This window comes from Sphingomonas zeae (assembly GCF_014197135.1).
Lineage (GTDB): Bacteria > Pseudomonadota > Alphaproteobacteria > Sphingomonadales > Sphingomonadaceae > Sphingomonas > Sphingomonas zeae.
Genome location: NZ_JACIFA010000012.1, coordinates 66,062 through 89,121 on the forward strand (window position 1 = coordinate 66,062; position 23,060 = coordinate 89,121).

Below are 23,060 nucleotides of genomic sequence, written 5' to 3' on the forward strand. Positions count from 1 at the left end.
TCATCCGTGCATCGGATCGCGCGGTAAAGCGCGCGTATCTGTCCACGCCGACCGCTTGGCCCAGGCACGGGGGCAGCGACCCGCGTGACGCTCCTGACCGGCTTTGATCTGTGTCGCGCCGCCGTCGCGGTCGAGGCTATCAGCGCGCCTGAGCAGAGCGTGCTGATGGTGCTCGCTATCATGGCCGACAAGCAGGCGCAGTGCTGGCCCAGCATTGCGGGATTGGTAAGCCGGACGAAGCTGTCCGAACGGTCTGTGCAGAATGCGGTGAAGGCGCTGGCTGAAGCTGGGCATCTCACGCGCAAGGAGCGCCCAGGTCACGGCGTCGTCTACACCGTACACCCCCGCACGGTGTGCGCCCCCGCACAGGCTGCACCCCCGCAGGAGATGCGCCCCGCAGGAGATGCGGCAACCCCCGCAGGTGGTGCACCCAAACAGCCAAGAACCACCAAACCTACGAAGGCTTCGCCTTCTTCGGTACCGCGAGCAGAGCGTGCCACGAAAGTCCCGGCGGACTTCTGGCCAGCGCCCGCCGCCGCCTCCCTCACCGCCAAGGCTATGGCCGATTGGCCGCCTGGCGAGATCGAGGAGCAGGTCGAGCACTTCATCGACCTGCACACGACGAAGGGGACAACCAGCCTCGACTGGCAAGCCTCCTGGAGAACCTGGGTCAAGAACTGGAAACGCTTCAATGGCAACCGACCTCGCAACCACCGCAATCCCGACGAGCTCCAAAACCCTATGGTGCGGGCTCTACGAAACGCCGAAGCTCGAGAAGCTCGTAAAGGAAGCGCCGTCGTTCAGCCACGTCTGCTCTCCTGACGAGCGGGCCGCGCTGGTCGCGCTGGTGCCGCAGTACGAGGCGTCGCTGTCGCCAGCGTCCCGGCAGGGCTGCCGCCGCGCGATCGCCAAGCTCGCCATGGCCTATCCGTCGGCGAAGGTCAGCGACATTGAGGCGGAAGCCCGGCTGGAGATTTACGCCGATGCGCTCGACGACGTGCCCGGTGATGTGCTCGCCGCGGCCTGCGCCGCCGCGCTGCGCGAAAGCCGGTTCTTCCCTACCCCGGCCGAAATCCGCGAGCGGTGCGGCATGCTCGCCCGGCGGAAGTGGGAGCTGTCCAAAATCCGCGCGCTGGTCGCTACGCATGACCGCATGTGGCGCCCCGATCCGGCACCGCTGAGCGCGAAGGAAGCCGCCGAGGTCTCGGAGATCGCGGCGCGGTTCAAGACCGATGACCAGACGGCGGAGGCCAAGGCAGCATGACCGTCGAGCGCTTCACCTTCGAGGTCGACCGCGAGAAGATGTTCGACATGGTCGCGGCCGTGGGCGACGGCGGCTCGACTATCGGCCTCCGGATTGCAGGCGTGCTGTTGGCAGGCCAGCCGGATTGGCGGGATGTCGTCGGCCTGACCTATTACGGGGTGACCTTCATCCCCGATCCCTCGGAGGGTTCGGGATCGTGACGTGGCGCGCAATACGGGCACCCCGCCACCGTTTGAAACGGTCGACATATGCTTCCGTAACAAGGTCGTCGTGCGGGGGATCAGCCCCAAGCGGTGGCGGTGGACGCTCAATGACCCCGCGTACCCACCGAATTACGACTTCGACATCATCGACTGGCAGCTGACCGCAAAGGGGTGAGCACCAGGCGGTGTTTATGGTATGTTCTCAACAGATTGGCAGGGCGGATTTTATGGGGCGCAGCAAGGGTAAATTGAGCAAGGGGCAGCCTCGGGGCAGCCGGTCGGCATCGGGGCGCAAGCGTGATCGAACGCCTGTTTTGCTGATGCCGTGCGAGGGCATCCAGCGCCGCCGCGCTCTGTATGGCCTCCCAGCGAATGACGTGGGCGAGGTGGACGCCAAGGCCCGCCAGGATCGTGGGCGCAAGGCAGAGACGGACACCTGCGACGCGATCGGCCGGGCCTATTGCGCCGGGCTGCTCGGGACTGGTCGGCAGGCCGAGGACAGGCTGAACGCAGCACGCCGTATCGCCGCCGCCTATTGGTTCGCATACGGCTTCACGACACCTGACAGCCTCGCGCGCTTCCAGCCCCAGCACGGTAAACTGCCGTCCGACCCCGAGCGCGACGCCCTGCGCGAGGCGTCGCTGACCCGGTCGCTGGAACTGATCAACGCGCAGGGGCGACACATCAGGAACGCGTTCGACCAGCTGGTCATTGATCCCAACCCAGACTGCGGCCCGGCCTGGCTGGACGCGATCGTCGTGGCCCACCGCGCCAAGCGGCAGGCTCAAGCCAGCCAGTACCAGCAGTTGGAGCGCGCGCTCGACGGACTTGATTTGATCGCTTGACGTTCCCGTTTATTTCTGGCAGGCAGTCATGGTGCACGTTGTGCGCTCGGAGTGATCGAGAGCCGCGCCCCTTGGGGTAGCGGCTCTTGCCGTATCTGGGGCGGAGGCTGGCATGTGACGAAGCGTCTTCGCGGACGCGCTGCCGTAGAGCAGCGCCGCCGCCGCCTCGCCGATGAACCCCTTTGCCGTCTCTGTGCCGAGCGTGGGGTCATCACCCCCTCGACCGTCCCCGATCACATCAAGCCCCTCGCATTGGGCGGGCTCGACATCGACACCAATATCCGATGCCTGTGTGATCGGTGCCACCGCATGGTGACCGCCGAGCAATTCGGGAAGACCCGGTCGAAGGGCATGGGCGGGTGCGACGCGACCGGCCTGCCGACCGACCCGACCCACCCCTGGGCGGCCGCCCTCGGGCGGGCCTGACCCCTCGACCCGGCCGACCCCCGCCACCCCCGCCCCGACCCCGGCGCCGCCACCCCCTGGGGGGGGGGCGGGTCAAAAGTCTGGGGCGATCGTGCTGGAAACCGACGGTCCCTCTTCTTTCATCGCTAATACAGGATTTGCTCCATGACCCGGCGCCAGCGCATCGACAGCGCGGCGGGGGCGGTGGCGACGATGGCCGCAGCCGCGCGCGACCTGTCACCGCCGGTGCATCTCAAGATCCGGAAAGGCGACCTCCCGTTCTGGGATGCCGTCATCGCGGAGAAGCCGAAATCGGAATGGACCGATTCCGACCTCGTCGTCGCGGCCAACCTCGCCCGCGCCATGGCCGACGCGGAGCGCGTCGCGGGCTATGCGGTGGTTGGCGGCGGCAACGTCAACGCGAAGAAGCTGCTGGACACGATCGACGTCAGTGACAAGCTCGCGCGCCGCATCGTGACCCTCCGCCGCGCGCTGGGCTTGGATAACCGAGCCAAGAACGGCGAGCAGCGCGACGTGAACAAGCGGCGCGAGCACGCCAACGATATCGAATCTGGTCACAACCCGCTTGCGGGCGATGGGGACAGCCTCCTGGCGAGGCCTGCCGGTAGCGCGTGACGCGCGGCGAGCGGGTCATCGCCTTCATCCATCGGTATTGCCTGGTCCCCGAAAGCAAGCTGGTCGGAAAGCCGATGCGGCTGGAGGAATTCCAGCAGCGCTTCATCCTCGATGTCTATGACAACCCGGTGGGCACGACGGAGGGTATCCTCTCCATCGCTCGGAAGAACGGCAAGTCCGGTTTGATCGCCGCGATCCTGTTGGCCCACATCGCGGGGCCCGAGGCGCGGCTGAACAGCCAGATCGTCAGCGGCGCCCGCTCGCGTGAGCAGGCCGCGCTCGTGTTCAACCTCGCGGCCAAGATGGTCGCCATGTCGCCGGACCTGTCCCGGCTGATCCGCATCGTGCCATCGGGCAAGCGCCTGATCGGCCTGGCGCTGAATGTCGAATACAAGGCACTGGCTGCGGAGGGCTCGACCTCGCACGGCCTGTCGCCGGTGCTCGCCATCCTCGACGAGCTTGGCCAGGTTCGCGGCGATCACGACGACTTCGTCGAGGCGATCGAGACGGCCAGCGGCGCATACGATGACGCGCTTCGCCTGATCATCTCGACCCAGGCGCCGACCGACGCCGACATGCTCAGCGTCAAAATCGACGATGCGCGGCGGTCCGGTGATCCGAAGATCATCTGCCACGTCTATGAGGCTCCGGCCGATTGCGACGTGCTCGACCCGGAAGCCCACCGCGCCGCCAATCCGGCGCTGGGCACCTTCCGGTCACAGGCTGAACTGCTCGCGGCTGCCGAGAAGGCGTCCCGCATGCCGTCGGCGGAGAACGGCTTCCGGAACCTGTATCTTAACCAGCGGGTCAACCGGTTCTCGCCGTTCATCGCTCCCGGCGTCTGGCTGGCCTGCAATGGCGAGGTCGACGACGACGCGTTCTTTAAAGGGCTGGTCTTCGGCGGCCTCGACCTAGCCGAGACGACCGACCTTTGCGCGTTCGTGCTGGTCGCGTTCTGGATGGGCAAGTGGCACGTTAAGGCGTGGTTCTGGAAGCCTGAGGCCACGGTGCTCGATCACGCGAAGCGCGATCGCGTGCCGTATGACCGCTGGGTCAAGGACGGGCTGATCGAGACGACGCCCGGCGTCGCGGTTGACTATGAGCTCGTCGCCACCAAAATCGGCCAGATCACGGACGGCATGAACATCGGCCGCATCGGGTTCGACCGGTATCGGTTCAAGACACTCGAGGCCCAGATGGGGAAGCTGGGGATCACCCTCCCCTTTGAGCCCTTCGGCCAAGGCCACGTCAGCATGGCACCGGCCATGGACACCACAGAGATTGCGTTCCTCAACGGCCAGGTCGCCCATGGCGCCAACCCGGTGATGACGATGTGCGCAGCCAACGCCGTGGTCGAGAAGAACGCGGCGGGCGATCGGAAGCTGAACAAGGCGAAATCGACCGGCCGCATCGACGGCATGGTCGCTCTCGTGATGGCGATGGGAGTGGCGGCGATGCAGACCAACGACGCCACGAACGCCGACGACTGGATCGCGAGCCTTTCGTGAGCAGTCGGCGCACCTTTACCGTCGAGTACGATAGCGGGCTTGCCGAAGCCGAGCGCGCGATCGCCGGTGCCCATAAAGATATCCTGCCCTGGCGCGGCGGTCAGATGTCGACCGAGAACGGCGACAACTTCGTCCGCAATCAGGTGACCGTCGCGGAGGTGCAGGACTGGCGCGCCGCTAGCGGACGCAACGCTCTGGGTCTTTCCGCCGTCTGGGCGTGCGTCAACCTGTTGGCAGGGACGATCGCCAGCCTTCCGCTCGTCGTCTATCGCACATCGCGCGATGGTATCCGGTCGGTTGCCCGGGATCATGCGCTGTACCGCGTGCTGCACGACAGCCCCAACTATGACGACACGGCCACCGACTTCTGGGAATTCGCCGTCGCCGGGCTGGAGCTGCAGGGCAATGCCTACGCGCGTATCAGCAAGACGGCTACCGGCGGAATCGGCTCGCTCGTGCCGCTCCGCCCCGATACGGTTACGTCGCGTCGCCTGCCGGGCGGCGAGATCGAATATTCCTATTCGGCTAACGGTAAAAAGTTCACCGTCCCCGGGTCGCAGATGCTGCACATCCGCGGACCGCTGGGCAATTCGCTCTCCGGTGCCTCAACCTTGGCAGTTTGCCGGGGTTCGTTCGATGCGGCGGTGTCCACCGATGCTGCCGCAGCTTCAATTTTTGCCAATGGCGTTCGTCCCTCCGGCATCCTGTCGGCAGGCGAGAATGTCGCCCTGACCAAAGAGCAGCGGGAGACACTGGAAACGCTGCTGACGGACAAGTTCGCGGGGGCATTGAAGGCGGGGCGGCCCATGCTGCTCGACCGGGGAATGAAGTGGCAGCAGCTGGACCTCAATCCCGAGGATGCCCAGATGCTCGAAAGCCGCCGCTTCGGCGTTGAGGAAATCTGCCGGATCTTCGGCGTGCCGCCTCACATGGTCGGCCATACCGAGAACAGCACGTCATGGGGCACCGGGCTGGAGCAGCAGACGCTCGGCTTCGTGAAGTTCTCCCTCCGGCGCCGTCTCAAGCGGATCGAGCAGGCGCTCGAAAAGCAGCTGCTGACCGATCGCGACCGCGCCGAGGGCATCACCATCGAGTTTAACCTGGAAGGCCTGTTACGCGGCGACAGCGCGGGCCGCGCCAGCTTCTATCAGTCCGGCCTCAACAACGGCTGGATGACCATCAACGAGGTACGCCGACTGGAGAACCTGCCCCCGGTGCCGGGTGGGGATGAGCCGCGCATGCAGTCGCAGAACGTGCCGATTACCGCGACCGGTCAGCCGGTGAAGGAGTGACCATGCAGACCTTCGATTTCCCCCTGGAAGTGAAGGACGTCGGCGAAGACGGCCAGATCGAGGGCTTCGCAGCGGCGTATAACAATGTCGACCACGGCGGGGACATCATCCTGCCCGGTGCATTCGCCAAGACGCTGCGCGGCCGCAAGTCCCTCCCCATGCTGCTCTATCACGACGGTCGCCGCCCGGTCGGCGTGTGGAATGCCTTTGAGGACAGCGACCGCGGACTGAAGATCAAGGGCCGCATCACCACCGTGACGGCAGATGGGGCCGAGGCGCTGGCGCTGGTTCGCGACGGCGCGCTGGCCGGGCTGTCCATCGGCTATCGCTCGATCAAGGAACGCTACACCGACACGGCACGCGAGCTGATCGAACTGTCCCTGCTGGAAACCTCGCTGGTCGCGGTTCCGATGAACGACCGCGCGCAGGTGACCAAGGTCAAGCACATCGCAGGCGAAGGCAAGCTGCCGTCCCTCCCAGACTTCGAAGAGTTCCTGCGTGAGGCAGGCTTTTCGCGGACTCAGGCCACGGCAATCGCCGGTAAAGGCCTGTCGCATCTGCTCCGGGGTGAGCCCGGCGATGCACCCGGTGTCGACTTCCTGTCGGCGCTTTCGGCGGCCCTCGCCGCCTAGCTCACCTGACAACCTGGAGAATACCATGCGCAAGCATATGATGCTGGTCGCGGCGGCCTCGCTGCTCGGCCCGATGACCTCGATCGAGCGCGCCCGCGGGCGCTATATGCGTGGCCCCGAAGGCCACCCCGAGACCAAGACGGCTGCCCAGCTGGCGGACGAAACCAAGACGCTGGTCGAGCGCAAGTTCGACGAGGTGAAGGCGATCGCCGAACGCGCGCTCGGCATGGCCGAGAAGGGCGAGAAGATGTCGCCCGAGGACAAGGCCAAGGCCGACGAGGCGCTGACGACCGCGAACGAGGTGAAGGGCGCCCTCGCCACGCTCGAGCAGAAGATCGCGCGCCAGGCGGAACAGGAGCAGGTCCACGCGTCGGCAGGCGAGCGCTTCGTCAATGACGAGCAGTTCAAGAGCTTCGCCGGTCAGACCCGCCCGCGCGGGCGCATCATCGTCGACGTGAAGGACATCACGTCGCTGACGACCGATGCCGCTGGTTCGGCCGGTGCGCTCGTCAACTCGGATCGCCGCGGCCTGCAGGTCGAGCTGCCGCAGCGCCGCCTCACTATCCGCTCGCTGTTGCTGCCCGGCAACACCACGAGCAACCAGATCGAATACGAGCGCGAGAAGCTGTTCACCAACAACGCCGCGCCGGTCGCCGAAGGCACGCTGAAGCCCCAGTCGGAGCTGCAGTTCGAAGACGCGACCGCCAATGTCCGCACCATCGCCCACTGGATGCGCACCTCGGTGCAGATCCTGGCCGATGCGGCGGGTTTGCAGTCGATCATCGATCAGCGTCTGCGCTATGGCCTGGCCTATGCCGAGGAGCAGCAGCTGCTCAACGGTTCGGGCACCGGGCAGAACCTGCTCGGCCTCGTCACCGCCGCCACCGCCTATGCGGCGCCGGGCAGCCTTACCGCGACCTCGCAGGTCGACATCATCCGTCTCATGATCCTGCAGGCGGCGCTGGCGGAATATCCGCCCAACGGCATCGTGCTGAACCCGATCGATTGGGCCGCGATCGAGATGCAGAAGGACGGCCAGGGCCGTTATCTGATCGGCAATCCGCAGGGCACGCTGTCGCCGACCCTCTGGGGTCTGCCGGTCGTCGCCACCCAGGCGATGGGCGTCGACAAGGCGTTGGTCGGTGCGTTCAATCTCGCCGCCCAGATCTTCGACCGTCAGGATGCCACGGTCGATGTCTCGACCGAAGATCAGGACAACTTCGTCAAGAACAAGGTCACGATCCGCGCTGAGGAACGCCTCGCCATGGCGATCTATCGCCCGCAGGCGATCGTTTACGGCGATCTGGGCCGCGTCGCCTGATGATCTCGGGGGTGGCACATCGCCGCCCCCGTTTTCGCGAACGCCGCGAGCGGCGCTCCCGAAAGCGAAGGAGTAACACCATGAAGGTACAGGCCATTCTGACCAAGCCGCTCGATGGGCAGCCCGAGGGCACGTCGGTCGAATACGAAGAGGCCGACTTCGACCAGCTGAAGGCAATGGGCGCGGTTCGCCTCGCTGCCGACAAGCCCGCCCCGGCTCCAGCCCCGGTGTCAACCCCCGCCCCTGCGGCAGGCCAGCGTCGGGCGCGCGCGTAATCCTGTGCGCGTCTTCGTCATCACCCCTCCCGAGCCGGTCATCAGCTGGCAGGACGTAGACGCGCATCTGAAGCTGGACGGTGATGTCGAGCAGGCCGCGCTGGTCGAGGCGCACATCGCTGCGGCCACCGGCCATATTGACGGCCCCGACGGCTGGCTGGGCCGCGCGATCGGCGTCCAGACCCTCGAAGCGCGCTGCGACACCCTCACCTGCGGCAGCTGCATCCGCCTTCCCTTCCCTCCGGTCATCGAGCTGGTCAGTGTGTCGTATCTCGATGCCACCGGCGTCGAGCAGATGGCCGACTTGGAAGACTTCGAGGTCATGGGGCGCGACCTGGTCGCATCCGGTGCCGAATGGCCCTGGCTTGGCGGATCGACGCGGCGCGAGGCCGTCCGCATCCGCTACCGCGCCGGGTATGAGACCATCCCCGCCCCCATCAAGGCAGCGATCCTGCTGATGGTCGGCGACCTATACCGCAACCGGGAGACGGTCAGCGCGGGCGCGATGACGCAGGTGCCGATGTCGACCACCGTCGAGAACCTGCTGTCCCCGTTCCGGGTCTTTGGCTGATGGACGCCGGTGCCATGGATCGCCGGGTCACGCTGCTGCGCGCCGGAACGGTCACCGATGATTATGGCGACGAGGTCGACGGCTTCGCGCCGCTTGCCACCGTCTGGGCATCGGTGAAGCCGTCACCCGGTACCGAGCGCCTCGCCAGCGCCGAGAACGCGGCCACCGCACCGACCGTCATCACCATCCGCTATTCCCGCAAGGTCGCCGACCTCAATCCGCGCGACCGCATCGAATATCCCGTCGGCTCCGGCCGTCAGTTCGACATCAAGAGCGTGGTCGAGATCGGGCGGCGTGAAGGTCTCCAGATCGCCGCCATCGGGCGGGCCGACGGATGACCGTGCGGGTCAAGGTCGAGGGCCTGCGCGACCTCGATCGGGCGCTCGGTCAGTTGAAACCCGCGCTTGCGAAGGGTGTGCTCCGGCGTGTCGCGGTTAAGGCACTGCAGCCGTTCGATAAGGCGTGGCGGGAAAAGGCCCCACACCTGACCGGTAATCTGGAAGACTCGGGCGGCGTCGGCACCAAGCTGACGCGTCGCCAGGCGCAGATGAACCGGCGGCGTGAGGATCGCGACACCGTCGAGGTGTTCGCAGGTCCGAACGACCCGGCAGCCGTGCCAGAGGAATTCGGGTGGGAGAATGGGCGGGCTCAACCCTTCGTTCGCCCCGCTTGGGATGAGACCAAGCACGAGGCGCTCGAAATCGTGAAGCGGGAGCTTGGCCCCGAGATCACGCGCACGGCCGAACGCGCCGCACGCCGCGCAGCAGGAGGTCGCCGATGAGCATGACGGCCGACCTTCGCGACCGGCTGAAAGCGGCAAAGGTCGCGGGCGGGCGTGTGTTTCGTGACGAGGCTACCCAGGGGGCAGCCCTGCCCTACGTCATCCTGCTGACCGCCTCCGATCCGCGTCCATCGACCTATGACGGGCGGCAGGCGTTGCGCGAAACGCGCGTGCAGTTTGATGTTTATGCCGCCAGCCGTGGCGATGCGGATGCCGTCGCGGACGCTCTGATCGCTGAAGCCGAACCGGCAGGCGCCGTCGGGCAGACCCGCTTTTCGCGGTCGTTCGTCAACAGCTCGCGAAACCGTTCCGACAAGCCCGCCAGCGGCGGGACCACCTTCATCACCTCGCTCGACCTCATGGTCTGGCATCAACCGGCCGTATAGGAGGGCCACCACCCATGTCTGATGCAATGATCGGGTTCGGTACCCGTTTCTTCATGGCGGCCACGGCGGGCGCCACGCCGCTGACCAAGCTGGCCGAAGTGACCAGCGTCGGTTTCCCGAACGAACAGGTCGCCGAGGTCGAGGTCACGCATTACGAGAGCCCGAACCGCACCCGCGAGTTCATTCCAGGCCTCAACGATGCGGGCGAGATCACGATCGAGCTGAACTGGGTTCCCGGGTCGGACACCGACGCGCTGATCCAGGTAGCAAAATCCGATGGCAAGGTCCGCACCATGCGGATCGTCACCCCGGCCGATGACGATGCCCAAATGTACACGTTCCCCGGTTTCGTCCGCGGCTATGAGCGCACCGCGCCCATGGATGACAAGATGACCGCGACCGTGACCATCCGTGTCGCAGGTGCGGTCGTCCAGGCCGCCGCGACGGCCGATCCCAAGGTGGTCGCATAATGGCGACGCCGATCGGAGGCGTGCGCTTCGAGGCGGGCGGGCGCACGCGCTCGCTCCGCTTCACCACCAACGCGCTGTGCATGGCCGAAGAGGCGTTGGACAAGCGGGTCATCGAGATCGCCACTGAACTCGAAATGGGCGTCGGCGTCCGCACGCTGCGCACTCTGTTCTGGGCGGGCGGCGACGACCAGCAGGCAACCATGGCCCAAGTCGGCGACCTGATCGACGAGATCGGCGTGCGCAAGGCGACCGAGCTGGCGCTTGATGCGTTCGCAGCGGCCTTCCCGGTCACGGAGGGCAAGGGCGGCGGCGAGGCAAACCCTCAGTAGGCGGCGGCTGGCTGGAGGCTATGTCGGAGTGGTGCTCGCTTGGGCATGACCCCGACAGCTTCTGGCGCAGGACGCCGCGCGAGGTGCGCGCGGTGCTCAAGGGTGATATCGCGCGACTGAAGCGGGAACGGGAAGACGCCGTCATCGCCGCCCGTTGGGCCGGGCTGTTCGCCCAGGCCGATCCGAAACATCACGACCGTCTGCTGAAGGACATCCTCGCAGACCGAAAGGCTCCGCGCCTGCCCATGTCGGGCAAGCAGATCGGGGCGGCCATGCGCGTGTTCGCCGCAAGAGGGGGGTAGCCTATGCCATCGGCAGTTATCGGCGCCCTCCGGGTGTCCCTTGGCCTCGATAGCGCGGAGTTCCGCGCCGGTGCCGCGCGCGCCCAGTCAGCGGCGAACAATCTTGCCGGTCGAATCCAGCGGTCGTTTACCGGCATCGCGAATAGCGGCCGCGCGCTCGGTGGAGTGCTGGCAAACCTGTCCGGTCCCCTCGCACTGCTCACTGGTGCCGGCGGCGTCGCCGGACTCGTCGCGATCGCCGACGAAGCGAAGTCGATCACGTCGCAGCTGAAGCTCGCGACCGCTCAGACTGGCAGCTTTATCAAAGCCCAGGAAGATGTCGCCCGCATCGCCTCCGCCACGCGCGGCGGCTTGGCTGAGACTGCTAGCCTCTATGGCAATTTCGTCCGCGCCACGAATGAGATGGGTAAGACCCAAGGCGATGCGGCGCGCGCGACCGAGACGTTCGCCAAAGCGCTGAAGATCGGCGGCGCTGATGCCAATGCAGCCGCTTCGGCCACCCTCCAGTTCGGCCAGGCTCTGGCCTCGGGGGTGCTGCGCGGAGACGAGTTCAATTCCATCATGGAGGCCAGCCCCCGCATCGCGCGGTTGCTCGCCGATAGCTTGGGTATCCCCATCGGCCAACTGCGCAACATGGCGCAGGAAGGCAAGCTGACTAGCGACGTGCTGTTCAACGCGCTGACCAACCGCAAATTCACGGATGGCCTCGACGCCGAATTCCAGCAGCTGCCGGTGACTTTCGGCGAAGCGATGACGCTGGTCCATAACGCCGCGATCGCAACGTTCGGCGCCTTCGACGATGGTGGCCAATTCTCGACTGCGCTCGCCAACTTTATCGGCCGCGGTGCAGACGGTTTCTCCAGTCTGGCCGAAGCTGCAGCGGCCGAGGGCATCCATATCCGCTCAACCTTCGAGGGTTTGTCGGATGCCTTCTCGCCGCTGCTCTCCGGCGCGCAGAGTGCATTTGCAGGGGTACGGCAGGAAGCCGACTATACCCGCACGAGCATCATCAGCATCCTGAAGGCGTTTGATGACCTCAGGAATCTGTATGTCGATGCGCAGAACTTTGGCAGCCGGATCGAGAACAGCATCAAGGGCGGGCTGAACCGCGCCCAGCGGCGCGCGGGTGCCGGACCAAGCGCAGATGTCGCTATGACGCCGATTCTTGCGCGTTCCAACACCGCCCAGACCTTCGCCGTCAGCCAACGGCGATCGGCCGCGCGCCTCCGCATGGATCGCGCTGCGCGCCGCCTGGAGGCCGATGGCTACATCGTGCCCCGCAACCCCGACGGGACAGTGAACGAAGCGGGCATCCGGCGTCGCGAACGCCCGGCGCCGCGTGTGTCGACACCCGCCCCGGCAAAGCCCAGCGGCGAAAAGAAGGGTGGTCGCGGGCGCAGCCCGGAGGCGGCACAGGCAAAGCAGGAGCGCGAAGCCAAGCGCCTCGCCGAAAAGGAGGTGCGGGATCAGCGTCGGTTCGAAGCGGACGAGGCATCGGAGCGGGATGCCCAGCTTCGAGCTCGTGCCGACCTCACCGTTGAGGCACGGGATCGCCTGGCCGTCGAAAAGCAACTGCGCGACAATGAGACTGCGGCACGCCTTCGTGCGATCGAGACCGATAAGGATCTGACCGACGAGCAGAAGGCCCGCCTTTCCGCATTGGTAAAGGGCACGGCGGCGCTTGAGGAAGAAGCTGCTCAGCGTCGCGCGCAGCAGGACCAGCAGCGCCAGGATCTGGAGCGGATCACCGCGGCGAACGACAATCAGCAGGATATCCTGTCCGCGCAGTCGTCGCTGGCGCGCACGTCGAAGGAACGGGCTGCGCTCGAGCTTCAGATCCTAGACCTCCAGTTCAAGCAGCAACGCGCCGTGCAAGAAGCGGTGATCGCCAGCGTTACGGCAACCGAGCAGGAAAAGGCCATCGCCCTCGATCGTCTCGCCACGCTCGACAAGCTGGAGGCGCTGAGCCGGATCCAGGTCGAACGACAGAATGCCGGGCCACTTGCTCGGTATCTCGATACCATCCCGAAAACCGGTGCTGAAATGAACGAGGCGGTGGAGGGCATCGCGACCAACGGCCTCGACAAGCTGATCGACGGTATTGCTTCGGCGCGTGGCAATTTTGAGAGCTTGGCCGATGTAGTCAGCAATGTCGCGGACGAGATCATTTCGTCCCTACTTCGGATCGGCATGCAGAAGGGCATCGCCGCCCTATTCGGTTCGCTGTTCCCTTCCTCGAACGCCAATATCAGCATCAGCAAGCTATTCGGCACCGGGGCAGCAGGCTCTGCCGGATCGGCGGGCGGCACCGTGTCGCTGCCGAATCTATCCGGCGCGCGTGCGAGCGGCGGGCCGGTCATCGGCGGGCGCAGCTACCTTGTCGGAGAACTGGGGCCTGAAATCTTCACCGCTCCGCACACCGGCAAGGTGATCGCCAATGATGCGATCGGCTCGGCCCCGCCTCGCTTCATCATCGAGCCCAGCCCATGGTTCGACGTGCGCGCGGCGGGTGCGGCTGAACCTTCCGTGCAGGCCATGGGCGTTCGCGCCGCGGCTGGGGGCAGCGAGATGGCGGCGCGCAACGCGGCCACGGCGCAGCGGCGAAGGATCACGCGATGAGCATCGCGCTTCCGCTCAGTCCGTCCCCCTCGTCCAGCACGCCCAGCTATCTCGACTATGGGGGCACACTCAGGCCGATCTTCGGCGGGGCCATGCAGAAGCTGACCCGACTCGGTGACCGGTTCGCGATCGAGGTCACCCTCCCTCCGCTGCCATATGCCGAGACCGGTATGCTCTGGATCGCCCGCCTCATTCGCGCGCAGCGCGATGGGGCGATCTTCCCATGGCCGCAGCCCGATTTCGACACCGGCGCGCCCGGAAGCCCCGTCGTGAACGGATCGGGGCAGTCCGGCTCGGCAATCAATCTGCGCGGTCTGGCCAACGGCTACACCGTCAAGGAAGGCCAGTTCTTCTCGATCATCCACGGTGGGCGCCGGTATCTTGAACAGGCAGCGGCCACGGCGACTGTCGCGAACGGTCAGCTGTCGTTGCCGATCACGCCCATGCTCCGGATCAGTCCGCAGAATGGCGCGGTCGTCGAGATCGCCAAGCCAATGATCGAGGGCCTCCTCGATGGCGATGCGCGCAGCTGGAGCGTCGACCTGGCGCGCACGGTCGGCCTGACCTTCACCATCACGGAGATGAAATGAGCCAGCTGACCCCGGCCCTGGATACAGCGCTGAAGTCAGACGCGCCGCTTGTATTCGGCGCCGTCGCGATCGACCTCCCTGGACAATCGGTGAACCTTCTCGACGGCGCTGGCACGCTGGCCTTTGGCGGGCGGACTTTCGTCGGGCATGACGAGACGTTCGGCACCATCTCGTCGGTTGAGGATTTGACCGACGGTGTCGGCGATAGCGCCCCGGCGTTCCAGCTGACGCTCCTACCCTCTGACGACGCGGCGGCGGCGTTCCTTGCATCGCCGACGATGCAGGGGGCACCAGTCATGGTCTGGCTGGGCGCGGTTGACCGGGTGACCGGTCGGACCATTCCCGATCCGCACCTCGTCTTCCTCGGTGAACTGGATGTGCCGACCCTCCATTCCGAAGATCACGCGCGCCGTCTCGATTACGAGATCGTCTCGGTATTCGAGCGGCTGTTCGAAGATGACCAGAGCGTTCGGCTATCCGCCGGTCACCACCGCAGCATCTTCCCAAACGAAGCGGGTATGGATTTTGTCACCGGCGTCGCCGAGACGATCTATTGGGGTGTCCCTGGAGTCCAAGGCGCGGTGGCAACGTATTCTGGCGGCGGCGGTGATTATGGCGGGGCCTATCAATGACCAATGATCCCTTCATTCTCCGGGCCAACGCGGCGCAGGCAACGCTCGACCAGTGGAAGGCTCGACCGATGCGGCTGGGTACCTCCGACTGCGTGCGGATGACCGCCTCACATCTGCGCCGCTTGGGCCACAAGGTGAAGCTGCCCGCATCTGGATCCTATAGATCGGTCCGCAGCGCGCTGAAGGCGCTGGACGAGCGTGGATATTCCAGTCTCGCCGATGCGCTGGACGCCATGGGCCTGGAACGCATCGCCCCGGCATCTGCGATCGTGGGCGATGTCCTGATGCTCCCCGCCGAGGACAAGCTGGGAGCATTGGTCGTGGCCCTCGGCAACGGGCGAGTCGTTGGGTATCACGAAGAAGCGATCGGCGCGGCCGTGCTCCAGCCCGTCAAATATGTCACCGCCTGGCGCGCAATATGATCAGCACAGACGGTCCCAAGCCTTATCCATTTCACCTGCGGGCATCTGTTCTTCAACGGCGGTGACGTTGCCCGATATGAACCGTTGGCGGCCAGTCATGCCGCCGAAGCCATTCCTGCTATTTACATAACCGCACGTCACCGGTGCCCCCGACGTCCAACCGGTCCGCACCGCTTCAAACTTTGCAGAATCTGGGTCTTTTAGCATTGCGCGGACCTCGCGCTGTGCCGTCGCTTGATTGGCGTACAACTGTGTCCCCGGCTTAGGACGCGCGGTCTTAGACGCTGTTGGCGATGGTGTCGGCGCAGGCTGTTCAGTGCCACCTCGAGCGAACACGATCAGCGCTAGAATTGCCGCTCCGACAATCAGGACAGTTTTGCCGTGGCCTTGGTCTCCAGTCGATCCGGCCTCGCTCATTATAGGCAGTCCCGTGCTGGGCCGCTGATTGGTCCGACTACCCCCGGTCGCCCTGCAACGCTTTGCAGAGTGACGGTCCGTCGATCCCCACGATCAACTACGTCGAACACGTCCATCACGGTCTTTATTCCAGTCACTCGCGAAGACAGCGTGACAGAAACCCCGTTCGCTATTGGTTCTTTCCCGACCTCAAGCCCTTTGCCTGCGAATGCGAGCGCTATGCACCCTGCGATATCGTTGACAGCGCGCTGACTATCCGAAGTCTGGGCAACGTGACGACCGCGAATATCGCCTGATGTTGCGCAGCCAGCCAACGTCATGGCGGCCAATATAGCAATAGCTGCAGCCCGCATCTTGGCCTCTCCCGAAAGGACTTTCGATTGTCGAAAGTATTAAAAACGGCGGCTATTGTAGTCGGTGCCGTTGCCCTTGTCGCGTCTGGAATTGGCGCTGCGGCGGGAGCAGGCGCATTCGGTAGCTTGGCGCTCGGCACTATGTCCGCTGGGACTGCAGCGACACTGTCGACAGTAGCGACGGTCGCGACCATCGCCTCGGCGGCAGCAGGCGTGCTTTCGCTTGCCGCAGGTCTGACCGCGCGAAAACCGACATCTGAATCGACCGGATCGCAAACCAGCTTCTCGGCGAATCCCGACGCAGGCGCGCCACTTCTCCTCGGACGCACCGGGACCGCTGGCGATATCGTCGCGCGCTTCGGGTGGGACACTCGCGACGCGGGCGACAATGACCGTCAGGCGTTCGTGTCAGTGCTGTCCTTGGGGCCTGTCGCTGCGATCGAGGGCCAGACGGTCGATCGTTCGCCAGTGTCGTACAGTAATGGCGCCGCGCTTGGCGCGTTCGCCGGGTTCATGTGGTCGATGACGCAGCTCGGCGCGCTGGCTAGTCCGCTGCTCGGCTTCGGTGCTGGCGCGGGCACCCCGCCCGGCTGGTCAACGCAGCATGGCCTGTCCGGCAAGGCGGCGGCGACTTGGACGCTTCGCTTCGATACCAAGGCCAAGCTGTATCAGAACGGCGTACCCGCTCCGATGTGGACCGTGCGCGGCATCCTGGCATACGATCCGCGCAAGGACAGCACGTACCCCGGCGGCAATGGCCCGCACCGCATGGCCGACCCGGCCGACACGGCAGCCTATGATGCCGCGACCGCGACTTGGGAGTGGACCGAAGACCCCTACCTGCTCGGTCTTCGCTGGGCGCACGGGTTCTGGCAGCGCGACCCGCGCGACCCAAACAGCGAGTATCAGCGGGTGATGGGCATCGGTGCGCCGTGGGGCGCGATCGATGTGGCATCCTTCGTCGAGGGGGCGAACGTCTCCCAGGCCAATGGCTGGACCTGCGGCGGCGTCGTTTATTCGGGCGACGGCAAGTGGGACACGATGAAGAAGATCCTGCAGGCCGGAATGGGCGAGCCTGTCGCGCTGGGCGCGCGGATCAGCTGCTTCGTCAACGCGCCGAAGGTCAGCCTCGCCTCGATCACCATCGATGACGTCGTCGGCCCGGCCAGCGTCGCCGCCACCCAGCCGCGCCGCGACCGGATCAATACCATCACGCCGAGTTTCCGCCTGGAAGCGAATAACTGGCAGCATCTGCCCGGCGCGCCGATCAGCGTGCCCGAGCATGTGGCGGAGGACGGCGGCAAGCGCGCCCGCGCGCAAGATTATTGGCTGATCCAGAACACGAAGCAGGTCGGCACCGCTGTCCGCTACGATATCGAGAATGCCAGAGAGTTCGGGCCGATCACCCTGCCCGTCAAGCTGCACTGGATGGGATACAAGCCCGGCGATTGCGTGACGGCGGTGCTGCCCGAGCTGGGTCTCAACGCGCGGCCGATCCTGCTCCTCAACCGCACGCTCGGCGCCGCGTCGGGCATCGTGACCCTGTCAGCGCGGTCGGAGACGGCCGCCAAGCACGCGTTCGCGCTGGGTCAGACCGCGACGCCCCCGCCCAGCCCGGGCGTCAGTGGGCCGCCCATCGTGCCGGTACCCGCGCAGAACGCCTGGGCGATCACCGCGACCAGTCTAATCTCGCAAGCGCAGACCGTCCCGGCTTTGGTTGTGACCGGCGCTGTCGATGCCAGCACCGCCGACGCGGTGGTCATCGAATACCGGCCGTTCGTGTCCGGCCAGGGGTCGGGCGCGGGCTGGGCCTCGGCGGGCATCTGGTCCGTCGGCGCCAGCCGTGCCGAGATCACCAGCGTGCGCAGCGGGACCGCCTATGAGGTCGCGATCTCCTACCAGCGCAATGGCGTGACCGGCGGACGCCGGATCATCGGCCCGGTCGTCACGGCCGGTCCGGCCGTCGACTTCGACGCCGTCACCGGTCCGAACAAGCCGCAGAATGGTGCCACGGTCGGCGGCACCATTGGCGTCGACATCAAGAACCCGGTCGGAGAAATCCTCGCCCCGGTCGACGTGCTGAATAGTGCGCTAGTGCTACGCCCAGACGGGGCGCTGGTCGCCACCATCGGCGACACCACCCGCCCCCTGGGCAAACTGAACCTGATCGACTTGGGCGCCGCAAACGAAATGGCTCGCCGCCAGCTGGAAAGCGATCTGGCGTCGCTGTCCGCTGCCGTTGCGCAATTGGCCACCGGGCAGGCTATCGTACAGAACGTCTTTCGCGATGCCGGGTTGTTCACCGATCCGGATTCAGGCGTGGCCAAGCTGTTCGCGATCGAAAGCCGGGCTGAACAGATCAACAACCTGTCTGTGACGCTTAACGCGGCGCTGGCGACGATCGACCTCAAGGCGACGGTCAATTATGTCGACCAGGCCATCTTGCAGGCGAAGCTCGACGGCAGCGACGTAGACCTGTCTTCGATCTTTGTCCGGCTGACCTCGGCAGAGACGAGCATCTCCGGCCTTCAGGCGTCGATCCAGTTGAAGGCCGACGCAACCGTCGTCACTGGCCTTCAGGGGTCGGTCACGTCCATAAATCAGTCGCTCGATGCGTTGAACGCGCTGGTGTCGACCAAGGCCAGCCAGACAGTGGTGGACGGCATGGGCGCACGGCTGACACTAGCCGAACAGACCCTGAACGCCTTCGACGGGGCTTCTATCTCCACCACCGTCACCGCTAGCCGTCGTGCACCGGCTGACAGCGACGTTGCAGGCGCTAACAACATCCTCGCGGCGTTGAACGGGTGGGACGCAGGTAATATGGCGCTGGCCGCAGTTGCTGCCGCAAAGACCGAGCTGACCGCTAAAACGGACAGCAACACCAGCGCCATCGCTTCGCTGTCACTGCAGATTGGCTTGCAGATCGGCGCGGCCAGTGCGCAGGTCAGTGCCGAGCAGGCGGCGCGGATCAGCGGCGACCAGGCGATTGCCAGCGACCTCGCGACCTACAAGGTTTCGGTCGGCAATTCGCTCGCGTCAGTAAATAACGCACTCCTCGTGCAGGCCGACAAGCTCACCTCCATGGCGGGCCGCCTCGACAATTACGACGCGTCGCTCGGTACGCTGTCGGGTCGTATCAGCGATGAGCATTGGGCATGGGTTGCCGGTGACCAGGCGGGGGCACAGGCCCTGTCGTCGTACAAGGCGCAGACCGACAATGCGCTCGCTCAGGCGAACCAGCGGATCGGCACGGTATCGGACAACCTCTCGACGGTCAGCAGCAGCGTCACCAGCCTATCGACCACCGTGGGAGGGCATACCTCGACGCTCACCGCCTATGGCCAGTCAATCAACGGGCTGGCTCTCCGGTGGGGTGTCGAGTTCAACGCCAACGGTGCGGTGACGGGCTTCGCGCTGAACAACGCCTCCGGTCGTACCGATGCTGTCTTCGTCGTCGACAACTTCAAGATCGCCAAAGCCGGCACATCTGGCGGCACGGTGGTCTTCTCTATCGCCGACGATGGCGCGGTTGAAATGCCGAACGTCCGGGTCAAGAAGATCGCGGCGGGTGTGGTCGACACCGACCAGATCGTTGGCAACGCGCTCTCTACCACCGTCACCGATGTCCAGTCCGTCACCGATGTGAGCGCCGACGGTGCGCAGGCGAGCGGCACGACTCTGATCAACAGCACCGGGGGCGTGCTCCGGATCGATGTCTGCGCTCAGGCGACCCGGACCGCGACCGGCGCTCAGCCGCTGCGTATGCAGCTTTTCCGGTCGGACGGCACTGCAGTGTCGGGTCTCTACAAATCTCCCTCGCAGGCCGAGTCTGCCCCCGTGACCTTCTTCGTGATCGAGCGCCTCGCGCCCGGTCAGCGCGGGTATTACGTCGTCTATTCGGTCGACAGCGGCAGCGGAGGCAGCCGGTACAACGTCACCCACACGCTCGCGATCACCGAGCTCAAGCGCTAAATCAGGAGCATCAATATGGCATGGTATCGCGCCGGTACGGTTGCGGTGACGAACGGTTCTGCCGTGATCGCCGGTTCAGGCACCGCATGGGTCAACAATGTTCAGATCGGTCATGCGATCAATCTGCCGGATGGGCGCGCATATGAGGTGCTGTCTGTCGACAGCAACACCCAGATTACGCTGGGCTCCCCCTATTTGGGGGTTGCCGCTACTGGGCAGGCCTACAGTGTGCAGCCCAATCAGGGATTTGCGCAGGCGGCCGCGGCCAAGCTGACCGACTTTCTGTCCCAGATCAGCGGGTGGATTTCCGGTGCGCTGTCTGGTCGATTTGGGGATGGCACCTCGGGCGTGCCCGGGATCAGCTTCGCGGTGGACCAAGATACGGGCCTGTATCGCGGTGGCGCCAACGTCCTCGGCTTCTCTGTAGGCGGCGTGGGCCGTGCTGCCTTGGCGCCCGACAAGATGACCGTCAACGAGCTACTGGAGATTGGCGGCCCCTCGGCCGGTTTGAACCTCTCCAATCCTCAGGCGGCATGGACCATCACGGCGCCGGCCAATGCGAATGCGTTGGCGATCGTCGACAGGCAGACGAGCAGTGAAAGGGCTCGCTTCGACGCGGCTGGCAACCTCCTAGTCGGCGCGACGTCGGCGTCGAACCACGTCATATCGCGTGGCACCAGCGAGGGCGACCTCATCATGCAGGTGCAAGGCAAGGCCCATCCCGGCGTCGCCTTTTTCTCGGCCGCATCCGGTTCGGCAAACAGTTCGGCCTGCGCGTTCGCTTTGAACAAGAACGCCCAGACCAACCGATCCATCAATGCAGCCGGGACGATCAACGGCAGCGGCGCTGACTACGCCGAATATATGCTGAAGGCGGCGGGTTGCGGGATCATCGCCAAGGGCGATGTCTGCGGTGTCGATCGCGAAGGGAAGCTCACGCGGACTTGGGCCGATGCGATCAGCTTCGTGGTGAAGTCGACCGATCCTACGCTGGTCGGGGGTGACACCTGGGCGGCCCACCTCCCGCCTCGGCCGGAGCAGGGCGAGGATGAAGCCGCAGCGACTTTCGCTTCCCGCCTGACCGAGTGGGAGACCGCGTTAGAGCAAGCACGCCTCTGCGTCGATCGCATCGCCTTTTGCGGTCAGGTGCCCTGCAACGTCAGCAGCGATTTCGAGGTGGGCGATTACATCGTCGCTGCCGCCAGCGGCGCGGGCATCAAGGCCGTCGCCGTGAAGCCCGACGACATCACTTTCCCCGAGTACATGCGCCGCATCGGTAAGGTTTGGGCGATCCGTGAAGGTCGCGCGTGGATCGACGTCCAGCACGGCTGAGCAGGGCGCAGCCGTTTTATCGGTGCTCCGCCACCCAATGCTTCAGTGCGTCGTCGATCCGCGTTTGCCACCCGGGTCCCGTTGCCTCGAAATAGTCCAGCACTTCCTGCGATAGGCGCAACGTCTTCTGAACCTTCTTCGGCTTCTTTTGTGGCCCGCGGCCTCTGGCGAGGGCCGGGAACACCTCCGAGAACGGGCGGGCGGACGCCAACTGTTCGTCGGTGAGTTCAGGGGTGTCGGACACCGCATCCATGTCCGCCTGCGTATAGGGCTTGTTCATCGGATCAGCTTCCTTTCCTTGTTGCTCGCGGGCCGGGCGGAGATAATGGAAAGCCCTTCGGAGCCGAGCGTCGCGAAGATCACCGTGATGACGCCGTTGCATTCTCCGATCGCGAAGTAGCGGCCGTTCTTCGCTTCTCCGACCAGCGCCGTCAGGAAGAACCCTTCGCCGATATCAGCAAAATCGATCCCGTGCTTCACGAGATTGGCTTGCCGTTTCGGTTCGTCCCATACGATGACCATGCCTTTTTGTAGTTACAGAGAGCGTATCGGTCAACGTATTTCGTAACTACAAAAAGGAAGAGTCATGGCCATCGACAGGACCGTGAAATGACGGCGCTTGCCCATATCATCAGCGTCGTGGCGATTTGGACGCTGATGCTGTTCGGGGTCCGGTTCGCGGTGTCGGCCGGGCACTGGCTCGTGCCATGTGCCGGGGCGCTTTGGCGCCTGGCGCGGTGCCGAGGTCCCGATCGGAGCGAATGCCGTGCCCATTTCCGCGCGGCTATTGATCAGCTGCACGTCGACCTGATCATCGCGATTAAGACCCCTTGGTCTGCAACCCTGCTTTTCGCGGGATCGGTGCTGATCGGCCTGGGCTATTTCTTCGGGTCGGCCGGCGACGCCGCGCGGCTCGTATCAACGCGGCCGGACCACTGGATTCCCTTCGATGTCGTCACCGACTGCATCGCCTCCGTGCTGGCCACGACGGGCATGAGCTTCGTCCTAGCGGCCTTTTCCCGACATCGGACTGCCAGCTTCCTGGTCAGCGGCGTCCTGATCCTGACCGGCCTTGGGATAGGAGTGGTGACGCTGTGAAAGACTGGCAGTTCTACGCACTGGCGGCCTTCGCGGTCGCAGCGGGGCAAGTGCTGAAGATCGGCCGGAAGATAGAAGCGGGCAAGGTGGTAACGTGGCGCGATATCGCGGTGCTGTGCACGATGCTGCCCGCCTTCGGCGCGATCGGCGGAGCGATCGCCATCCACTTCCATGGGCCGGTCTGGTCGGTGCTGCTGGCCGGGACCTGTGCGGGCTGGACCGGGATCGGCACGATCCGGGTGGCCATCAAGGTCCTGCAATGGGCATTGCCCGAGCCGATTGCCAAGATCCTGCGGGATTTCCTTGGCGACAAGGAGCAGCCCGAGGGCTGAACAGGTCGCAGAACCCGCCATGTGGGAGAACAGGCGAGCCCTGCGTGCGTCATAATAGCGGGGCCTGACC

The 23,060-nt window shown here is 65.3% G+C and carries 30 protein-coding genes; 27 read left to right on the forward strand and 3 right to left on the reverse strand.

Annotated features, from left to right (window positions below):
• The first annotated feature begins 84 nt into the window (after window positions 1-84).
• The 23 genes from GGR45_RS15625 to GGR45_RS15735 all read left to right on the forward strand — a co-directional run bounded on the left by GGR45_RS15625 (window position 85) and on the right by GGR45_RS15735 (window position 15,483).
• Complete coding sequence (locus GGR45_RS15625) at window positions 85-822, forward strand: helix-turn-helix domain-containing protein (protein WP_175310768.1); 738 nt, start codon at window positions 85-87, stop codon at window positions 820-822.
• 25 nt (window positions 823-847) lie between these two features.
• Window positions 848-1,264 carry a hypothetical protein gene (locus GGR45_RS15630; protein ID WP_175310769.1) on the forward strand — a complete coding sequence of 139 codons (417 nt, stop codon included), beginning with the start codon at window positions 848-850 and terminating at the stop codon, window positions 1,262-1,264.
• A complete protein-coding gene (locus GGR45_RS15635) occupies window positions 1,261-1,464 on the forward strand; it encodes a hypothetical protein (RefSeq protein WP_175310770.1) in 204 nt (67 codons plus the stop codon). The genes GGR45_RS15630 and GGR45_RS15635 overlap by 4 nt, the downstream gene beginning before the upstream one ends.
• A gap of 1 nt (window position 1,465) precedes the next feature.
• Window positions 1,466-1,642 (forward strand): hypothetical protein, encoded by a 177-nt coding sequence (locus GGR45_RS15640; RefSeq protein ID WP_175310771.1) that lies wholly within the window; start codon window positions 1,466-1,468, stop codon window positions 1,640-1,642.
• 52 nt (window positions 1,643-1,694) lie between these two features.
• Window positions 1,695-2,312, forward strand: coding sequence for a hypothetical protein (locus GGR45_RS15645; RefSeq protein WP_175310772.1), 618 nt, complete (start codon window positions 1,695-1,697; stop codon window positions 2,310-2,312).
• A gap of 114 nt (window positions 2,313-2,426) precedes the next feature.
• The gene (locus tag GGR45_RS15650) at window positions 2,427-2,738 is read left to right on the forward strand and encodes an HNH endonuclease (RefSeq protein WP_175310773.1); all 312 of its coding nucleotides are present in this window, start codon (window positions 2,427-2,429) and stop codon (window positions 2,736-2,738) included.
• Between the two features lie 144 nt (window positions 2,739-2,882).
• Window positions 2,883-3,353, forward strand: coding sequence for a terminase small subunit (locus GGR45_RS15655; RefSeq protein WP_175310774.1), 471 nt, complete (start codon window positions 2,883-2,885; stop codon window positions 3,351-3,353).
• Window positions 3,350-4,861, forward strand: a complete 1,512-nt coding sequence (locus GGR45_RS15660) for a terminase TerL endonuclease subunit (protein ID WP_175310775.1) — start codon at window positions 3,350-3,352, stop codon at window positions 4,859-4,861. The genes GGR45_RS15655 and GGR45_RS15660 overlap by 4 nt, the downstream gene beginning before the upstream one ends.
• On the forward strand, window positions 4,858-6,153 hold the full coding sequence (locus GGR45_RS15665; RefSeq protein ID WP_285139417.1) for a phage portal protein: 1,296 nt from the start codon (window positions 4,858-4,860) through the stop codon (window positions 6,151-6,153). The genes GGR45_RS15660 and GGR45_RS15665 overlap by 4 nt, the downstream gene beginning before the upstream one ends.
• Window positions 6,154-6,155: 2 nt before the next feature.
• Window positions 6,156-6,785, forward strand: a complete 630-nt coding sequence (locus GGR45_RS15670) for an HK97 family phage prohead protease (protein WP_175310776.1) — start codon at window positions 6,156-6,158, stop codon at window positions 6,783-6,785.
• A gap of 25 nt (window positions 6,786-6,810) precedes the next feature.
• Entirely contained in the window at window positions 6,811-8,106 is a 1,296-nt protein-coding gene (locus GGR45_RS15675) for a phage major capsid protein (protein WP_175310777.1), read from the forward strand.
• Window positions 8,107-8,186: 80 nt separating this feature from the next.
• The gene (locus GGR45_RS15680; protein WP_175310778.1) at window positions 8,187-8,381 is read left to right on the forward strand and encodes a hypothetical protein; all 195 of its coding nucleotides are present in this window, start codon (window positions 8,187-8,189) and stop codon (window positions 8,379-8,381) included.
• A gap of 4 nt (window positions 8,382-8,385) precedes the next feature.
• Window positions 8,386-8,952, forward strand: coding sequence for a head-tail connector protein (locus GGR45_RS19935; protein WP_175310779.1), 567 nt, complete (start codon window positions 8,386-8,388; stop codon window positions 8,950-8,952).
• A complete protein-coding gene (locus GGR45_RS15690) occupies window positions 8,952-9,290 on the forward strand; it encodes a phage head closure protein (protein ID WP_419790017.1) in 339 nt (112 codons plus the stop codon). Before GGR45_RS19935 ends, GGR45_RS15690 begins: the two co-directional genes overlap by 1 nt.
• Entirely contained in the window at window positions 9,287-9,733 is a 447-nt protein-coding gene (locus tag GGR45_RS15695) for an HK97-gp10 family putative phage morphogenesis protein (protein ID WP_175310781.1), read from the forward strand. The genes GGR45_RS15690 and GGR45_RS15695 overlap by 4 nt, the downstream gene beginning before the upstream one ends.
• Window positions 9,730-10,119, forward strand: coding sequence for a tail completion protein gp17 (gene gp17, locus GGR45_RS15700; RefSeq protein WP_175310782.1), 390 nt, complete (start codon window positions 9,730-9,732; stop codon window positions 10,117-10,119). Before GGR45_RS15695 ends, gp17 begins: the two co-directional genes overlap by 4 nt.
• A 14-nt stretch (window positions 10,120-10,133) precedes the next feature.
• Window positions 10,134-10,589, forward strand: coding sequence for a phage tail tube protein (locus GGR45_RS15705; protein WP_175310783.1), 456 nt, complete (start codon window positions 10,134-10,136; stop codon window positions 10,587-10,589).
• Window positions 10,589-10,918, forward strand: a complete 330-nt coding sequence (locus GGR45_RS15710) for a hypothetical protein (RefSeq protein ID WP_175310784.1) — start codon at window positions 10,589-10,591, stop codon at window positions 10,916-10,918. Before GGR45_RS15705 ends, GGR45_RS15710 begins: the two co-directional genes overlap by 1 nt.
• 20 nt (window positions 10,919-10,938) lie before the next feature.
• Entirely contained in the window at window positions 10,939-11,220 is a 282-nt protein-coding gene (locus tag GGR45_RS15715) for a phage tail assembly chaperone (protein WP_175310785.1), read from the forward strand.
• Between the two features lie 3 nt (window positions 11,221-11,223).
• Window positions 11,224-13,839 carry a tape measure protein gene (locus GGR45_RS15720; protein WP_175310786.1) on the forward strand — a complete coding sequence of 872 codons (2,616 nt, stop codon included), beginning with the start codon at window positions 11,224-11,226 and terminating at the stop codon, window positions 13,837-13,839.
• The gene (locus GGR45_RS15725) at window positions 13,836-14,429 is read left to right on the forward strand and encodes a hypothetical protein (protein ID WP_175310787.1); all 594 of its coding nucleotides are present in this window, start codon (window positions 13,836-13,838) and stop codon (window positions 14,427-14,429) included. The genes GGR45_RS15720 and GGR45_RS15725 overlap by 4 nt, the downstream gene beginning before the upstream one ends.
• Window positions 14,426-15,061, forward strand: a complete 636-nt coding sequence (locus tag GGR45_RS15730; RefSeq protein WP_175310788.1) for a hypothetical protein — start codon at window positions 14,426-14,428, stop codon at window positions 15,059-15,061. The genes GGR45_RS15725 and GGR45_RS15730 overlap by 4 nt, the downstream gene beginning before the upstream one ends.
• A complete protein-coding gene (locus GGR45_RS15735) occupies window positions 15,058-15,483 on the forward strand; it encodes a DUF6950 family protein (RefSeq protein WP_175310789.1) in 426 nt (141 codons plus the stop codon). The genes GGR45_RS15730 and GGR45_RS15735 overlap by 4 nt, the downstream gene beginning before the upstream one ends.
• Here GGR45_RS15735 and GGR45_RS15740 read toward each other — a convergent pair whose 3' ends face one another.
• A complete protein-coding gene (locus GGR45_RS15740; RefSeq protein ID WP_175310790.1) occupies window positions 15,484-15,900 on the reverse strand; it encodes a hypothetical protein in 417 nt (138 codons plus the stop codon). It abuts the gene before it with no gap.
• Window positions 15,901-16,394: 494 nt separating this feature from the next.
• Here GGR45_RS15740 and GGR45_RS15745 point away from each other — a divergent pair, with 494 nt between their 5' ends.
• The gene (locus GGR45_RS15745) at window positions 16,395-20,228 is read left to right on the forward strand and encodes a hypothetical protein (protein ID WP_175310791.1); all 3,834 of its coding nucleotides are present in this window, start codon (window positions 16,395-16,397) and stop codon (window positions 20,226-20,228) included.
• A gap of 15 nt (window positions 20,229-20,243) precedes the next feature.
• Entirely contained in the window at window positions 20,244-21,560 is a 1,317-nt protein-coding gene (locus GGR45_RS15750; RefSeq protein WP_175310792.1) for a hypothetical protein, read from the forward strand.
• Between the two features lie 16 nt (window positions 21,561-21,576).
• On the opposite strand, the gene GGR45_RS15755 is transcribed toward GGR45_RS15750, so the two are convergent.
• Together GGR45_RS15755 and GGR45_RS15760 are read right to left on the reverse strand one after the other, a co-directional pair.
• Window positions 21,577-21,840 (reverse strand): BrnA antitoxin family protein, encoded by a 264-nt coding sequence (locus GGR45_RS15755; RefSeq protein WP_175310793.1) that lies wholly within the window; start codon window positions 21,838-21,840, stop codon window positions 21,577-21,579.
• Window positions 21,837-22,082, reverse strand: a complete 246-nt coding sequence (locus GGR45_RS15760; RefSeq protein ID WP_175310794.1) for a BrnT family toxin — start codon at window positions 22,080-22,082, stop codon at window positions 21,837-21,839. The genes GGR45_RS15755 and GGR45_RS15760 overlap by 4 nt, the downstream gene beginning before the upstream one ends.
• A gap of 87 nt (window positions 22,083-22,169) precedes the next feature.
• Between GGR45_RS15760 and GGR45_RS15765 the strand changes: the two genes are divergently transcribed.
• Together GGR45_RS15765 and GGR45_RS15770 are read left to right on the forward strand one after the other, a co-directional pair.
• Entirely contained in the window at window positions 22,170-22,658 is a 489-nt protein-coding gene (locus GGR45_RS15765) for a hypothetical protein (protein WP_175310795.1), read from the forward strand.
• Entirely contained in the window at window positions 22,655-22,990 is a 336-nt protein-coding gene (locus GGR45_RS15770; protein WP_175310796.1) for a hypothetical protein, read from the forward strand. The genes GGR45_RS15765 and GGR45_RS15770 overlap by 4 nt, the downstream gene beginning before the upstream one ends.
• Window positions 22,991-23,060: the final 70 nt, after the last annotated feature.